Source organism: Paenibacillus enshidis, assembly GCF_042136365.1.
Lineage (GTDB): Bacteria > Bacillota > Bacilli > Paenibacillales > Paenibacillaceae > Paenibacillus > Paenibacillus enshidis.
In genome coordinates, this window is record NZ_JBHHMI010000003.1 from 209,871 (window position 1) to 225,414 (window position 15,544).

The following is a 15,544-nucleotide window of genomic DNA, read 5'->3' on the forward strand; positions in this document are numbered from 1 at the left end:
GGCGATTGTCACCTTCGGGGTCATTTTAACATAAGATACCGTATCTTTAGACCATCACCCGGGAAGCTGGTTGTTCAGGCATAACAACTGCATATCGGAGGAATCTCGGAGGTGATATATTGGACAAATTGGTGATTGAAGGCGGGAATCCCCTGTCCGGCACCATACCGATCCATGGAGCGAAAAACGCGGCCTTGCCCATACTGGCGGCAAGCCTGCTCGCGAATGGGGAAGTTCAGATTCGTAACGTGCCTTATCTGCTTGACATTCAGGTGATGCTCGGCATTCTGGAGAGGCTGGGCTGCAGTACACGACATGAGCGGGATACCGTGGTTGTCGATTCCTCTAAGCTGCTTTCAACGGATATACCGGAAGATCTGATGAAACAGATGCGCTCATCCATTTTTCTGATGGGTCCGCTGCTCGGACGCTGCGGTGAGGTGACGGTCTACGAGCCGGGCGGCTGCGCGATCGGGGAGCGGAAGGTCGATATGCACCTGAAGGGATTGAAAGCGCTGGGTGCCGAGATTGAAGAACAGGTTGAGAAAATGACCTGCAGGGCCCGCAAGCTGACCGGAACGGATATCCATCTGGATTATCCGAGCGTGGGGGCCACTGAAAATATTATGATGGCTGCAGTGCTGGCTAAAGGCAGGACGACGATCACCAACGCTGCCCGTGAGCCGGAAATTCAGGATTTGCAAAATTTTCTCAACACAATGGGGGCTTCCATTATAGGGGCGGGGACGGATACCATTACCATTACGGGTGTGGACCGCCTGTATCCGTGCAGCTATGAAATTATCCCTGACCGGATCGTGGCCGGCACGGTTATGATTGCCGCTGCTGCTACACGTGGTAACGTTACACTTTCCCGCTGCTGTTCGTCCCATTTGTCGTCATTGATTCATGTGCTGCGCCGTGCCGGTGTTCAAATCAGCGCTTCCAATGATATAATGAACGTAAGCTGTATGACCCGCCCCAAGGCGGTGGATCGGATCATTACATCGCCATATCCGTCCTTTCCTACGGATTTGCAGTCTCAGGTTATGGTGCTGCTGTCTTTGGCGGACGGATTCAGCGTCATGAAAGAGACTGTTTTTGAAAGCAGGTTCAAGCATGTCGATGAGCTGAACGTCATGGGAGCCGACATTTCCGTAGATATGAATGTGGCATTTATCCGAGGCGTTCCCCGCCTGTATGGCGCATCGGTTGAAGCTACGGACCTGCGGGCGGGGGCCGCGCTCGTTATAGCCGGACTGGCAGCCAAAGGACGGACAACGGTGGAGCAGGTCCATCATATCGACAGAGGCTATGATCGGATCGAGTGTCTTTTTCAGCACCTTGGCGCCCGGATGCACCGGCAGTCCCCGGTACCGGAACAGCTTGATTTTGCAAATTAAACGCCTGCAACGTCCCCTCTGACTTGAGGGGACGGGGGGCATTTATTGGAGAGAAATGATGCCACAAGCCAAAATTCCTGTTCTTCGGGAAACCAGACCCAAAATGAAGACTAGCCGTAAAATTGTATGGATCCTGGTTCTCCTGTTCATTGTTCTGCTTGCTGTGTTATTCTTTCGGTCTTCCCTGAGCCGGATTACGGAAATTGACTTCAAGGGCAGCTTATTCACTTCGAAGGAGGAGCTTCTGAAGCAAAGCGGCCTTCACGTCGGAGGTCAATTTTTCGGAGCCAGTCCGGAGGAAGTTGAGAAGCGGCTGAAAGAAATCAAGTCGATTGAATCGGTCAATATGGACAAGCAGTTTCCAGGTATTATTAGCATTAATATTAAAGAATATGATACAGTTGCCTATGAAGTAGGGGGGGATGGTAATCTGCTTGCCATTTTATCCAACGGGACAAGCGTGGGCGTTTCCAGCAGCGGCATTGCCGTGGAGAAGCCCATTCTAACAAACTGGAAGGCCGATGATCCGTACAAAGCGGAACTTTGTAGAATTTTGTCGAACATTCCTGGTGAGTGGACGGCCGACATTTCGGAGATCATTCCTGATCCGTCTCCATCCTTTCCGGGCCGGATCAAGATGTATACACGATCCCAATTCGAGGTGCTCACCTCGGTTACGCTGCTGTCCGAAAAAATCAGCTATCTCAATCAGGTCCTGGAGACTGAGGAGCCTGGGCTGATCAGCATGTTTGAAGCGGACACCTATGTGTCCTTCAAGCCCCAGGAAGAGAGCGGTTCAGCGGAAAATGACACTACTCAGTGAACTGGAAAAATGATAAAATACATTTTATGTACTATGCGTCGCGCTCCTTCTTTTTTCTTCAAATTTTTATTGACTATCCAGAAGTTGGAACATAAAAAATTTGTAGAAAAAAGAGGGATAAATATTAACGTGTTGAATTAGTTTAGTCAGTGCGTGTTTATGAACGAAATTTTGATGGGTTGGGAGGTGCCACAGAATTGAGCGGCAATGACATCATTGTTAGTTTGGACATCGGTACGTCCAAAGTTCGTGCCATTATCGGTGAGATGAATAATGGAACCTTTAATATTATTGGGGTTGGAACTGCCGACTCGGAAGGAATTCGAAAAGGTGCAATCGTAGATATCGATCAGACCGTACAGTCGATCCGGAACGCCGTGGATCATGCAGAGCGGATGGTCGGTATTCAAATATCCGAAGTGTACGTCGGAATTGCCGGTAATCATATCGGCTTGCAGACGAGCCACGGGGTTGTGGCCGTTTCGAATGAGGACCGCGAGATCGGCGAGGAAGATATTGAACGTGTGCTGAAGGCCGCCGAGGTTATCGCTGTACCGCCGGAAAGGGAAATTATTGATGTGGTCGCCAGGCAATATGTGGTCGACGGATTGGAAGGGATTCAGGATCCGCGCGGAATGATCGGAGTCCGGCTTGAGGTGGAAGCAACCATTGTTACCGGAGCCAAAACACCAATACATAACCTGCTCCGGTGTGTGGAAAAAAGCGGTCTGCGGATTAAGGACCTGGTGCTTCTTCCCCTCGGTGCCGGACAGCTTTCTTTATCCAAGGATGAGAAAACGATGGGTTCGGTGCTGGTGGACATCGGAGCGGGTTCAACGACGATAGCGGTATTTGAGGAAGGCAGCATCGCCGCCACCTCAACACTGCCCATCGGCGGTGAATATGTAACCAATGATATTGCCTATGGTCTGAGAACGCTGACGGATCAAGCGGAAAAAGTCAAGCTTAAATACGGGTGCGCATGGTATAATGATGCGGCAGCCGATGTTGTATTTAAGGTGACACGCATCGGCAGCAATGTGGACAAGGAGTTCAACCAGCAGGATTTGGCTGCCATTATTGAGCCGAGAGTGCAGGAAATATTCCAGCTTGTTCAGGCTGAGGTTAAGCGTCTTGGTTACACGGGTCTCCCCGGGGGTTATATACTTACGGGAGGTACCGTTGCAATGCCTGGAGTTCTTGAGGTGGCTCAGCATGAGCTTGCTGCATCGGTCCGGATCGCCGTGCCCGATTATATCGGCGTAAGGGATCCCGGCTACACCAGCGGGGTCGGCATTTTGCACAACGCTATCCGCAATTTTCGGCTGCGTGCCGCAAGCGGAAGCAGCAATAATGTGAAAAAGCCGGCTAACCGCACGAAAAGCAGCAGCCCCGCTCCGGAAAGTGAGCAGAAACCGGGATTGATCGAACGCCTGAAGAATATGTTCAGCGAGTTTATATAACGGTTGAAAGCTAATTATGCCTATCATGGACGGGCCATCCATGCACATTGAGGGGGAGTTGGAATAGTATGTTGGAATTTGATTTTGAAATGGAGAGTTTGGCTCAAATCAAAGTAATCGGGGTAGGCGGAGGCGGAAGCAACGCCGTGAACCGAATGATTGAAAACGGCGTTCAAGGTGTCGAATTCATTACGGTCAACACGGACGCCCAAGCTCTGCATCTTGCCAAATCGGAGCACAAGCTCCAAATTGGCGATAAACTGACCCGGGGCCTTGGTGCGGGCGCAAACCCCGACGTAGGCAAGAAAGCCGCCGAGGAATCCCGTGATCTGATCATGAACACCCTTAAAGGGGCGGACATGGTGTTTGTTACCGCCGGCATGGGTGGGGGCACAGGTACAGGAGCCGCTCCGGTCATCGCCGAAATCGCAAAAGAATGCGGCGCCCTTACGGTAGGTGTGGTTACACGTCCGTTTACATTCGAAGGGCGCAAACGTTCAAGCCACGCGGAGCAGGGCATTGAGGGACTGAAGGAAAAGGTTGATACGCTTATCGTCATCCCGAATGACCGCCTGCTTGAAATTGTGGACAAGAAAACACCGATGCTCGAAGCGTTCCGTGAAGCGGATAACGTATTACGCCAGGCTGTTCAGGGTATTTCTGACTTGATCGCCGTACCAGGCTTGATTAACCTCGACTTCGCGGATGTAAAAACCATCATGACGGAGCGTGGTTCCGCCCTGATGGGGATCGGGTATGCAACAGGCGAGAATCGTGCGGCGGAAGCAGCACGCAAGGCGATTATGAGCCCGTTGCTGGAGACTTCCATCGAAGGCGCTCGTGGTGTCATTATGAACATTACCGGTGGCTCCAATCTTTCCCTATATGAAGTCAACGAAGCGGCCGAAATCGTGACTTCAGCTTCCGATCCGGAAGTCAACATGATTTTTGGTGCCATTATCGACGAGGAAATGAAGGAAGAGATCAAAGTAACTGTAATTGCCACCGGCTTTGAAGGCAAGGCGGTAGCCCCTGCCCCTGCGCGCAAACCGGTTGTAAATAATACAGAATCTTCTGAGAATCGTTCCCCGAACCTGCGTCCTTTCAGTAACCAGACCAGTGGTGACCAGCTCGATATACCGACATTTTTACGCAACCGTTCCCGTAATAATAACGACTGATTATTTTTTTGGACGAGCTGCAAGACCGTATTTTCCTTATTGGAGAATGCGGTTTTTTGTTTTTATCGACAAAAAAAGTCCGGCTGCGCCTTCCAGCGTTAGACAGACTTTGTTCTGTCCCCCTTTTATACTGGTCATATCCTCCAGGAGCTTAGGCGGGGTGAATAAAAAATGGTTGTCTATATTGATTTGATTTTCCTGACCAACCTGCTGATTGATACGGTACTGCTGCTTGTTACGGCCTGGATGAGGAAGCTGCGCCCGGCCTGGTGGAGGCTGCTGCTGTCAGCCTTCCTTGGTGCGACGTATGTTGTCATGATGTTTATGCCCCAGCTATCCTTTATGTTTACTTTTTTGATTAAATTCGGATTATCTGTATGCATGCTGCTGATCGCCTTCGGATTTGTGGGCCTGCAAACCTTTCTGCGTACGATTGGTGCTTTTTATGTGGTCAATTTCGTAGCGGCGGGCGGTATATTGGGAGTTCACTACCTGCTGCAGAGGCGGGGGGAGCTGTTTAATGGCATATGGTTTACTGCTACAGGCGGGATGTCATTTAAAACGCAAATCGCCTTTTGGTTCATTTTCTGCGTATTTGGCGTTACCATGCTTGTTTTTTATGCCGTGCAGACTTCCAGGCAGCGCACAGAACGGATTTCAAGCTTTACGGGTGACGTGGAGGTTCGAATCGAAGGAGTGTGCGTCAAGTGTACAGGCCTGCTGGATACGGGCAATCAGCTGAATGATCCGCTGACACGCATGCCGGTTATGGTGATGGAGGCTTCGCTCTGGAGTGATCATTTACCCCGCGACTGGTCCAAATTTCTGGCGGACGGACAAGCGGACAACCTTGTTATGAATATGGAAGAGTCGTATGCATGGCGGGATCGTTTGCGTCTTGTTCCTTACCGGGGCATCAACAAAAGCACGGCCTTTATGCTCGCGGTTAAGCCGGACGAGGTCAAAGTGACGATGAAGGGACAGACGTTTATTCATCATCGTGTGCTGATCGGCCTGGATGGGGGAAGGTTATCCTCTGAGGGACGTTATCAGGCCGTGGTCCATCCCGAGCTGGCGGTATCTCAGGACACGGACGTTTCCGCCTGACAGTTAAGCCGTCAAAGACGGATACGAGCTGTTATCCGAAGATATTTAAACTAGGAGGAATACCATGCGCACAAGATGGAAACTTGCTTTTCAGGTACAGTATTACCGGTTTCTTTTTCTGCTGGGCCTCAAAGCTGAGGAAATCTATTATATTGGAGGCAGCGAAGCCCTTCCTCCGCCTCTGACCAGGGAAGAAGAAGAATATTTGCTGCAGAAGCTGTCATCAGGAGACGCTGCGATCCGGGCCATGCTGATCGAACGCAATCTGCGGCTGGTCGTTTACATCGCCAGAAAATTCGAGAACACCGGCATCAATATTGAGGATCTGGTCTCCATCGGAGCGATTGGTCTGATTAAAGCGGTGAATACCTTTGACCCGGAGAAAAAAATCAAGCTTGCCACGTACGCGTCCCGGTGCATCGAAAATGAAATCCTTATGTATCTGCGGCGCAATAATAAAACAAGAACAGAGGTGTCCTTCGACGAGCCGCTGAATATCGACTGGGACGGGAATGAGCTGTTGCTCTCCGACGTGCTTGGCACAGAGAATGATACGATCTACCGCAATATCGAAGAGCAGGTGGACCGCAAGCTGCTTCACAAGGCCCTGGATAAACTGACAGACCGTGAACGCCTCATTATGGAGCTGCGTTTTGGACTGCAGGATGGCGAGGAAAAAACGCAGAAGGATGTGGCTGACCTGCTTGGCATCTCACAATCCTACATATCTCGCCTTGAAAAAAGGATCATCAAACGCCTGCGGAAGGAATTCAATAAAATGGTCTGACCGTATCAGCGCGTCTTTCACCGGGAGAGGAACAGGAATAAAATATCCGGCCCAGGAGATAATGAACAGTAATGTTACTCCTTGGGAGGTTATGACAAGATGACCCGTAACAAAGTCGAAATTTGCGGTGTGGATACCGCCAAACTGCCGGTTTTGACCAATGCGGAGATGCGGGAATTATTCACTTCTCTGCAGCAAAACAATGAACGTTCTGCCAGGGAAAAACTGGTGAACGGCAACCTGCGGCTTGTACTGAGCGTGATCCAGCGTTTTAATAATCGGGGGGAATATGTTGACGATCTGTTTCAAGTCGGCTGCATCGGACTGATGAAAGCCATAGACAATTTCGACTTGTCCCAAAATGTTAAATTCTCCACATATGCGGTGCCGATGATCATCGGTGAAATTCGCAGGTATTTAAGAGATAACAACCCGATACGGGTGTCGCGTTCCCTGCGGGATATCGCGTATAAGGCGCTTCAGGTCAGAGATAATCTGACCACCGTCAATTCGCGGGAGCCTACGATTTTTGAAATTTCCGAAGTGCTTAATGTACCCAAAGAAGATGTGGTATTTGCACTTGACGCCATTCAGGACCCGGTCTCGCTCTTTGAGCCCATTTACCATGACGGCGGGGACCCGATCTACGTCATGGACCAGATCAGCGACGACAAAAACAAGGACGTATCCTGGATCGAGGAAATTGCGCTTCGTGAAGCGATGCAGCGGCTTGGGCAGCGTGAGAAGATGATATTGTCCATGCGTTTTTTTGAAGGAAAGACCCAGATGGAGGTTGCCGATGAAATCGGGATTTCACAGGCCCAGGTTTCGAGACTGGAGAAATCGGCAATTCAACAAATGCAGAAGCATGTGAAGTCTTAGCACCACAGGCGCAGGACTGATCCTTTTGTTAACGACCCGGCAGGGTCGTTTTTATTTGTGTCAAGAGGAGCAGGCAGGGAAAATTCCGCTTTGTAAATCATATGCTGTTAGTAAAGGATGTGATCATATGAATATGCCGGATGAGGGCGTGTACAGCATAAAAATATCGGATTTCCAAAGCAAGGATGTCATTAATATTATGGACGGCCGCAGGCTGGGCCAGATCTGCGATCTGGAGATTGACCCAAGACTGGGCCGCATAGAAGCGATTGTCATGCCAGGACCTGGCGGGTTCCTTGGGCTGTTCCGGCCGAGGAGAGAACTGGTCATTCCGTGGCATAACATTGTCAAAATCGGACCGGATGTCATTCTGGTGAGGCATGAGTACATAGAGGAATGGCAGATGGAGGGGCAGGCGTACAAAGCAGGCGGGAGATTCAAGGGGCTGTGGGCAGATAGAGACACGGTGCGCTGATTTTGGTACACTGGCTTGTAGAGGTGAGAACATGACTGAACCGTTTGTCTTGGAACCGATAGTTGTGGAAGGGCGGCCGGGCGCAGAGACTCCTGTGCCCCGGCTGCTGTTTATAGAAGCATGGCAGAAGCAATTCCCGGGATTGACTGCAGGTTTTACCAGCCGCCGCGGCGGCGTTGGGAAGCAACCTTACAGCAGCCTGAACTGCGCTCTGCATGTAGGAGAAAACCCGGATACGGTAATAACCAACCGTGAGCTGATTGCAAGCAGGCTGGGGTTTGACCCGGAAGCGTGGACCTGCGGAGAACAGGTCCATGGAAACCGGGTTGTTGCTGTGAAGGAAGAAGACCGCGGCCGGGGTTTTCTGAACCGGGAATCGGCCTTTCAGGATGCGGATGGATTGGTGACGGATGTACCGGGCATCCTCCTGACCTCCTTTTATGCGGATTGTGTTCCTCTTTATTTCATCGATCCGGTCCGGCATGCGGTTGGACTCGCCCATGCAGGCTGGAAGGGAACTGTTGCGGAAATCGCGGCGTATATGGTTGAAACGATGGTGGAAGAATACGGCTCAAAGAGAGAGGATTTGCGGGCGGCCATCGGCCCTTCGATCGGATTATGCTGCTACGAGGTAGACGGTGCCGTGATGGATAAAATCATGGCTTTGGAATCCGGCATGCCTGGGAGTGAAGTGTGGGAAGGCAGTGTATATACCCCGCTGGGCGGGGGAAAATGGATGCTTGACTTGAAACAATGCAACCGACAGATTATGATGAAAGCAGGAATATTGCCGACCCATATCGAATGTACAACGTTATGCACCAGCTGCAATAACGATTTGTTTTTTTCGCACCGCAAGGAAAATGGTTTGACGGGAAGAATGGCAAGCTGGATCGGACTGGAAAAGAGGTGAATCTTCCCGTGTCGTTGGGAGATCGGATTCGAAAGGTAAATGAGCGTGTGGAGGCTGCCTGTCAGCGCAGCGGAAGGGCTCGTGAAGATGTCAATATCATTGCTGTTACCAAATATGTATCCGTGAGTGCAATGTCTGCCGTATTGGACAGCGGCTTCCTGCATGTCGGTGAGAACCGCTGGCAACAGGCCGAAGAGAAGTGGAAGCAGCTTGGACACCGCGGAATATGGCATTATATCGGGAATTTGCAGACGAATAAAGTCAAGGACGTTGTCGGTAAGTTCCAGTATATACATTCTCTGGACCGCCTCTCTCTTGCCAATGAACTGGAGAAGAAGGCGGCAGACCTGGATTTGACGGTTAAAGCCTTTGTGCAGGTCAATATTTCAGGGGAAGAGAGCAAGCACGGCCTGGAGCCGGACCAGGCTGCGGCCTTTCTGAAGGACATTTCCGGCCTGAAGCATGTACACGTGATCGGGTTGATGACGATGGCTCCCCATGTCGATGATCCAGAGCTGACGCGCCCTGTTTTCCGGGGGCTGCGTGAGCTGCGGGATGAACTGGACGGACAAGCCTTTACTCCGGAACCGCTTAAGGAATTATCCATGGGCATGTCTAATGACTTTGAAGTGGCTGTGGAGGAAGGCGCAACCTGGCTGCGGCTCGGTTCCATTCTGGTGGGAAAAGAGGAGGATGAAGCATGGGTGTAATGAATAAATTTATGAACTTCCTCGGACTGCAGGAGGAGGAAGAGGTCGTGGAGCGGGAAAGATTGCCCGAAGAGGAAGAAGAAATTGAAACCCCCAGCTTTGACCGACGTAAAACCTCTAGAGGCAGCAATGCGGTCAACAATGTGGTCAGCATTCACTCCCAGAAAAATGTGAAGGTCGTGCTGTATGAGCCCCGTTCTTACGATGAGGCGCAGGAAATTGCCGATCATGTCCGTTCCCATCGTTCGGTTGTCGTGAACCTGCAGCGCATCCGCAAGGATCAGGCTCTCCGCATTATCGATTTTTTGAGCGGCACGGTTTATGCCGTAAATGGGGGCATTTCGAAGGTCGGCCACAATATTTTTCTCTGCACGCCGGATACGGTGGAGATTCAGGGCTCCATTAAGGAAATACTGGCCGACAATGAAACAGAACTAGACAGAATGAGGTGAGCTTTTTGACGGTTGATTCAATCATATTTTTAATTGCGCGAATTTATCAGTACATGATTATCGTATATGTTCTTCTCTCCTGGCTTCCCAACGCGCGGGAAAGCTTTATCGGGGAGATGCTGGGCAAGCTGGTGGAGCCATACCTGGCGCCGTTTCGCCGGTTCATCCCGCCGATTTTTGGCATGATTGACATTTCGCCTATCGTGGCGCTGATTGTGCTGAATATGGCTTCTTACGGTCTGGTCTCGCTGATCGGCTATTTCGTCTAGGAGGTTTACATGCGGACCGAAATTTACACCCATTTCCACCCGGACGAGAAGGACTTTGTTGACCGGGCCTGGGAGTGGGTAGAACGGGCAGGACAATTTCACGAACACAAACTGACCGATTTTCTGGACCCTCGTCAGGCTTACATACTGGGCACGCTGACTGCCCGCCGCAATGACGTACAGATCCGCCTTGACGGCGGGTACGAAGCGGCGGAACGCAAGCGTGCCCTTGTGGCGCCGGATTACAGTTACCTGGAGGATGAGGATATGGGCATGAAGGTGCTGTCCATATCCTCTGATGACACAAAAATCGGGGAACTGGAGCACGGTGATTATATGGGAGCTGTTCTGGCTCTCGGGATCAAACGGGGAAAGATAGGGGATATCCACGTATTGGATGACGGATGTCATATCGTTGCCGCAGCGGATATTGGCCCTTTCCTGACGATGCATCTGCAGCAGGTGCATCGGGTGCATGTGCGAAGCGAGCTGCTGCCGCTGGTCAAGCTGCAGCTGAAAGAAAATGCTTTTGAAACGATCGAGTTCACGGTAGCCTCCCTGCGGCTGGATGCCATCGTCAGCGACGTGTACAGGCTCAGCCGCAGCAAGGTGCTGGCCCCCATCAGGGCGGGCCGCTGCCGCGTAAACTGGAAAGCAGAGGAGAACCCGGCCGCGTCGCTGAAAGAAGGAGACGTCATATCCTTTCAGGGATTTGGGCGATTTAAGATATTAGAAACCGGCGGTTTGACGAAAAAAGGAAGACAACGCGTAATGATCGGCAAATTTGTATAATAATAAGGCAGGAATCCATTTCTTTTTGTCGAATTGGTTATGCTAATAACGATCCCCCCGTTTGGCTGATTGCCGGATATGAAGAACTGCGGAGAACACTAATCTTTCAGGAGGTGCGCGCCATGCCATTATCCCCATTGGATATACATAATAAGGAGTTTGCTCGCCGGCTTCGCGGTTACGACGAAGATCAGGTGAATGAATTCCTGGACCAGGTGATCAAGGATTACGAAGCTGTCATCCGCGAGAACAAGGAGCTTGGCAACCAACTGATCACTCTTCAGGAGAAGCTGGATCATTTCTCCAACATTGAAGAGACGCTGAGCAAAACGATCATCGTAGCCCAGGAGGCTGCCGATGAGGTGAAGAACAACGCCAAGAAAGAAGCCCAGTTGATCGTGAAGGAAGCGGAGAAGAACGCCGACCGCATCGTGAACGAGGCCTTGGCGAAATCCCGCAAAATTGCGTTGGAAGTGGAAGAGCTGAAGAAGCAGGCCTCCATCTACCGCGCGCGCTTTCGCACTTTGGTTGAGGCGCAGCTGGATCTCCTTAGCCAGGATGGCTGGGAAGCGCTGGAGAACCGGGAGCGCGAGCGCGAGGTTTTGGACCGTGAACGGGAAATGAAAGAAATTTACTGATGCCGCTGTCATGCGGCCATTGACTTTTGCTCATGAATCGGCTATATTTTTTCACTATAGTAGAGCTTTTTGTCACGTTTAAACGAAAATTCTATGATGGGACCCAGTAGGTTATGATTTTGCTCCCCAGAGAGTTGGCATTCAGGTGCAAGCCAATGTGCAGAGCATGACTGAATATCTTCCCGGAGAAGTGAGCTGAAGCGCCCCGGCGTGAGTAAGCGGTCACCGTATGCCGAACGTTATATCGGCTCCTCGCAGCATTCAGGCGGGGATATGAGCGCCGTTGGCTTGTGTGTTTACGAAGTGAATGCACATGAAACGGAATCAGGGTGGTAACGCGAGCAAAGCCTCGTCCCTAGTACAGGGGCGGGCTTTTTTTGTTGCCGGTTTTTCAGCACAAGGGTTCATAAACGAAAGGACGGAATGTAAATGCAAAGAGTGGATGTCAAGGAGAAGGCACGGGCCCGTGAGCTGCGGGTCCTGAACAAGTGGAAGGAAGACGACACGTTCCGTAAATCGATGACCTATCGCGAGGGCAGACCGAATTACGTGTTTTACGAGGGACCGCCTACTGCGAACGGCAAACCACATATCGGCCACGTGCTTGGCCGTGTCATCAAGGATTTCGTCGGCCGTTATCAAACGATGAAGGGCTACCGTGTTGTCCGCAAAGCAGGATGGGACACGCATGGTCTGCCGGTTGAGCTTGGCGTGCAGAAGCAGCTCGGCATTTCTCATAAGCATGAAATCGAAGAATACGGTGTTGAGGAGTTTATCAAGAAGTGTAAAGCGAGCGTATTCGAATATGAGCAGCAGTGGCGGGATTTGACGGAGGCGATCGGCTACTGGACCGACCTTGATCATCCGTACGTGACCCTGGAGAACAGCTACATCGAGAGCGTGTGGAATATTCTTGCGACTGTTCATGAGAAGGGATTGCTGTACCGCGGCCATCGTGTAAGCCCTTATTGCCCGAGCTGCCAGACGACTCTCAGTTCCCACGAAGTGGCTCAAGGATACAAGGACGTCAAGGACCTGAGCGCCACCGCCAAATTCAAGCTGCATGACAGCGGCGAATATGTGCTGGCATGGACGACCACCCCATGGACGCTGCCAGGCCACACGTCGCTGGCGGTGAATCCGGACATGGAGTATGCAAGAGTCAAGCAGGAGGACGGGATATATATTGTCGCCAAGAATCTGGTGGAGAAGGTTATGAACGGTGATCATGAAATCATCGGTACGGTCCGTGGCTCGGAGCTCGTCGGCAAAACCTACACGCCGCCGTTTAACTACATTGAGGTAGAGAAGGGCAATACGATTCTCGGTGCAGGTTTTGTAACGGACACTAGCGGTACGGGCATTGTTCATATGGCGCCCGCCCATGGCGAGGACGACTATAGAGTATGCCGGGAAAACGGCGTCGGTTTTATCAATGTAGTGAACCTGCAGGGGCGTTACACGGATCAGATCACAGATTTGGCGGGCCGTTTTGTAAAAGAATGCGATATCGATATCGTGAAAATGCTGTCTGATAAAGGTCTGCTCTACGGCAAAGAAAAATACGAGCACAGCTATCCATTTTGCTGGCGCTGCGATACACCGCTGCTCTACTATGCGATGGACAGCTGGTTTATCAAGACGACAGCGATCAAGGATCAGCTCATTGCCAACAATAACGAGGTGGACTGGTACCCGGGGCATGTGCGCGAGGGACGTTTTGGCAAATTCCTGGAGGATCTCGTGGACTGGAATATCAGCCGGGACCGTTACTGGGGCACACCGCTGAACATCTGGACTTGCGCGGAAACCGGGGAGCAGTTTGCACCGCACAGCATCGCCGAGCTTCGTGAACGCGCCATCGGCGACGTGCCGGAGGATATTGAGCTGCATAAACCGTATGTGGATCAAATCAGGGTCCGCAGCTCTTGCGGCCAATATGAAATGACCCGTACGCCGGAAGTGATCGACGTATGGTTCGACAGCGGATCGATGCCGTTTGCGCAGCATCATTATCCGTTTGAAAATCAGGACACATTTGCCCAGCAATTCCCGGCTGATATGATCTGTGAAGGCATTGACCAGACTCGCGGCTGGTTCTACAGCCTGCTCGCCGTATCGACATTGCTGACAGGCAAGGCGCCGTACAAGGCGGTTATGGCTACAGGGCATGTGCTGGACGAGCAAGGCCAAAAAATGTCCAAATCCAAGGGCAATGTCATCGATCCATGGGAGGTTATTGACGAATACGGTACGGACGCTTTCCGCTGGGCGCTGCTTTCGGACAGTGCTCCATGGAACAGCAAACGTTTCTCGAAGGGCATTGTCGGCGAGGCGAAATCCAAGCTGGTAGACACCCTGGTCAACACGCATGCGTTCTTGACGCTATATGCCACTATCGACGGCTTTGATCCGGCGGAGCATCCTTTCAAGCCTTCCAGCCACAAGCTGGACCGCTGGATTCTGTCCCGCCTGAACAGTTTGATCAAGGTGGTTGACAAAGGCTTGGCCGTGAACGATTTCCTGAACGCCTCCAAGGCGATCGAAGCCTTCGTGGATGAGCTTAGCAACTGGTACATCCGCCGCTCGCGCGACCGCTTCTGGGGTAGCGGCCTAACGGAAGATAAACTGGACGCCTACCGGACACTTACTCATGTCCTGCTGACAACCGCCAAGCTGCTGGCTCCATTTACGCCGATGGTGGCCGAGGATATCTACCTGAACTTGAGCAGCGGGGAAAGCGTACATCTAGAGGATTATCCGGCTGCCGATGAGTCGGTGATCGATATCAAGCTGGAGCAGGATATGGAAACAGCTCGCCGGGTCGTTGAGCTTGCTCGCAACGTGCGCAACGAGACTGCCATCAAAACGAGACAGCCGCTCTCGGAGCTGATCGTTTCCATGGACCGTGACTTTGATTTGGCTGGCTATGAGGAGATCATCAAGGACGAGATCAATGTAAAGCATATTCATACGGAAACGGATGACAGCGGTTTTGTCGACTTCACCTTGAAGCTGAATTTGAAGGTCGCGGGCAAGAAATACGGCAAAAATGTCGGTTTCCTGCAAAATCTGTTCAAAGGCATGTCTGCGGACGAGACGCGTGCTGTGGTGGAGAACGGTGTCCTGAACGTTGTGTCTCCGGAAGGCGAGGAGCTGCAGGTGACAGCCGAGGAGCTGCTGATCGAGAAAAAGGCGAAGGAAGGCTTTTCTTCTGCATCCGGCTACGGCCTGACCGTTGCCCTCAACACGGATGTCACACCGGAGCTGGAGCAGGAAGGCTGGGTGCGTGAAGTGGTGCGCGTTGTTCAGGATTACCGGAAAAAGCTGGATCTGCCCATCGAGAAACGAGTGGCTCTTACGCTGGATGTTGACGCTGAGCTTAAATTGGCTATCGAGCGGTTTGAAAGTGTGCTGCGTGACAACGTGCTGGTAACAGAGCTTGCCTTTGGCAGTACCGAGCCTATGGAGCGTGTGGAAGCCGGTGGAAAATCGATCGGGGTTCATATCGCAGAATAAGGCTGCTGGGTGAAGCGCATAATAGAATAGAGTGAACTTGGCAAAACGAGCCTGTGCTTCTGGAGACGGATACGATGTCCGCTCTGCGCACGGCTCGTTTATTGTTCCCTGCAGGTTACTATAAACAGGG

At 51.6% G+C, this 15,544-nt stretch carries 15 protein-coding genes and 1 other annotated feature; all 15 genes read left to right on the top strand.

The window, feature by feature from the left end; translation table 11 throughout:
* Positions 1 to 119 precede the first annotated feature (119 nt).
* Positions 120 to 1,403: a UDP-N-acetylglucosamine 1-carboxyvinyltransferase gene (gene murA, locus ACE41H_RS05355; protein ID WP_375353801.1), complete on the top strand. Its 1,284-nt coding sequence runs from the start codon at positions 120 to 122 to the stop codon at positions 1,401 to 1,403.
* A gap of 58 nt (positions 1,404 to 1,461) precedes the next feature.
* Positions 1,462 to 2,226 (top strand): cell division protein FtsQ/DivIB, encoded by a 765-nt coding sequence (locus ACE41H_RS05360; RefSeq protein WP_375353803.1) that lies wholly within the window; start codon positions 1,462 to 1,464, stop codon positions 2,224 to 2,226.
* 197 nt (positions 2,227 to 2,423) lie between these two features.
* On the top strand, positions 2,424 to 3,689 hold the full coding sequence (gene ftsA / locus ACE41H_RS05365) for a cell division protein FtsA (RefSeq protein ID WP_375353805.1): 1,266 nt from the start codon (positions 2,424 to 2,426) through the stop codon (positions 3,687 to 3,689).
* Positions 3,690 to 3,757: 68 nt separating this feature from the next.
* Entirely contained in the window at positions 3,758 to 4,870 is a 1,113-nt protein-coding gene (ftsZ, locus tag ACE41H_RS05370; protein ID WP_375353807.1) for a cell division protein FtsZ, read from the top strand.
* A gap of 171 nt (positions 4,871 to 5,041) precedes the next feature.
* Positions 5,042 to 5,977: a sigma-E processing peptidase SpoIIGA gene (gene spoIIGA, locus ACE41H_RS05375; RefSeq protein WP_375353808.1), complete on the top strand. Its 936-nt coding sequence runs from the start codon at positions 5,042 to 5,044 to the stop codon at positions 5,975 to 5,977.
* 64 nt (positions 5,978 to 6,041) lie between these two features.
* On the top strand, positions 6,042 to 6,764 hold the full coding sequence (gene sigE, locus ACE41H_RS05380; protein WP_375353809.1) for an RNA polymerase sporulation sigma factor SigE: 723 nt from the start codon (positions 6,042 to 6,044) through the stop codon (positions 6,762 to 6,764).
* 99 nt (positions 6,765 to 6,863) lie between these two features.
* A complete protein-coding gene (gene sigG, locus ACE41H_RS05385; RefSeq protein ID WP_375353810.1) occupies positions 6,864 to 7,646 on the top strand; it encodes an RNA polymerase sporulation sigma factor SigG in 783 nt (260 codons plus the stop codon).
* A gap of 127 nt (positions 7,647 to 7,773) precedes the next feature.
* Positions 7,774 to 8,121, top strand: coding sequence for a YlmC/YmxH family sporulation protein (locus tag ACE41H_RS05390; RefSeq protein ID WP_375353812.1), 348 nt, complete (start codon positions 7,774 to 7,776; stop codon positions 8,119 to 8,121).
* Between the two features lie 31 nt (positions 8,122 to 8,152).
* Positions 8,153 to 9,034, top strand: a complete 882-nt coding sequence (gene pgeF / locus ACE41H_RS05395) for a peptidoglycan editing factor PgeF (RefSeq protein WP_375353813.1) — start codon at positions 8,153 to 8,155, stop codon at positions 9,032 to 9,034.
* A gap of 8 nt (positions 9,035 to 9,042) precedes the next feature.
* Positions 9,043 to 9,744: a YggS family pyridoxal phosphate-dependent enzyme gene (locus ACE41H_RS05400; protein ID WP_375353815.1), complete on the top strand. Its 702-nt coding sequence runs from the start codon at positions 9,043 to 9,045 to the stop codon at positions 9,742 to 9,744.
* A complete protein-coding gene (locus tag ACE41H_RS05405; RefSeq protein ID WP_375353816.1) occupies positions 9,735 to 10,196 on the top strand; it encodes a cell division protein SepF in 462 nt (153 codons plus the stop codon). The genes ACE41H_RS05400 and ACE41H_RS05405 overlap by 10 nt, the downstream gene beginning before the upstream one ends.
* A 5-nt stretch (positions 10,197 to 10,201) precedes the next feature.
* On the top strand, positions 10,202 to 10,465 hold the full coding sequence (locus ACE41H_RS05410) for a YggT family protein (protein ID WP_375353818.1): 264 nt from the start codon (positions 10,202 to 10,204) through the stop codon (positions 10,463 to 10,465).
* Between the two features lie 9 nt (positions 10,466 to 10,474).
* Positions 10,475 to 11,257, top strand: coding sequence for a YlmH family RNA-binding protein (locus ACE41H_RS05415; protein ID WP_375353819.1), 783 nt, complete (start codon positions 10,475 to 10,477; stop codon positions 11,255 to 11,257).
* A 122-nt stretch (positions 11,258 to 11,379) separates the two neighbouring features.
* Positions 11,380 to 11,895 carry a DivIVA domain-containing protein gene (locus tag ACE41H_RS05420; protein WP_375353820.1) on the top strand — a complete coding sequence of 172 codons (516 nt, stop codon included), beginning with the start codon at positions 11,380 to 11,382 and terminating at the stop codon, positions 11,893 to 11,895.
* Positions 11,896 to 11,979: 84 nt separating this feature from the next.
* Positions 11,980 to 12,255, top strand: a binding site (T-box leader).
* A gap of 69 nt (positions 12,256 to 12,324) precedes the next feature.
* Complete coding sequence (gene ileS / locus ACE41H_RS05425; protein WP_375353821.1) at positions 12,325 to 15,414, top strand: isoleucine--tRNA ligase; 3,090 nt, start codon at positions 12,325 to 12,327, stop codon at positions 15,412 to 15,414.
* The last annotated feature ends 130 nt before the right edge of the window (positions 15,415 to 15,544 follow it).

Bases quoted from the DNA above. Each gene is read 5' to 3' on its own strand.
- sigE (WP_375353809.1), top strand. From the start codon at position 6,042: ATGCGCACAAGATGGAAACTTGCTTTTCAGGTACAGTATTACCGGTTT.
- ileS (WP_375353821.1), top strand. From the start codon at position 12,325: ATGCAAAGAGTGGATGTCAAGGAGAAGGCACGGGCCCGTGAGCTGCGG.
- spoIIGA (WP_375353808.1), top strand. From the start codon at position 5,042: ATGGTTGTCTATATTGATTTGATTTTCCTGACCAACCTGCTGATTGAT.
- sigG (WP_375353810.1), top strand. From the start codon at position 6,864: ATGACCCGTAACAAAGTCGAAATTTGCGGTGTGGATACCGCCAAACTG.
- ACE41H_RS05360 (WP_375353803.1), top strand. From the start codon at position 1,462: ATGCCACAAGCCAAAATTCCTGTTCTTCGGGAAACCAGACCCAAAATG.
- ACE41H_RS05420 (WP_375353820.1), top strand. From the start codon at position 11,380: ATGCCATTATCCCCATTGGATATACATAATAAGGAGTTTGCTCGCCGG.
- ACE41H_RS05405 (WP_375353816.1), top strand. From the start codon at position 9,735: ATGGGTGTAATGAATAAATTTATGAACTTCCTCGGACTGCAGGAGGAG.
- ftsZ (WP_375353807.1), top strand. From the start codon at position 3,758: ATGTTGGAATTTGATTTTGAAATGGAGAGTTTGGCTCAAATCAAAGTA.
- pgeF (WP_375353813.1), top strand. From the start codon at position 8,153: ATGACTGAACCGTTTGTCTTGGAACCGATAGTTGTGGAAGGGCGGCCG.
- ACE41H_RS05415 (WP_375353819.1), top strand. From the start codon at position 10,475: ATGCGGACCGAAATTTACACCCATTTCCACCCGGACGAGAAGGACTTT.
- ACE41H_RS05390 (WP_375353812.1), top strand. From the start codon at position 7,774: ATGAATATGCCGGATGAGGGCGTGTACAGCATAAAAATATCGGATTTC.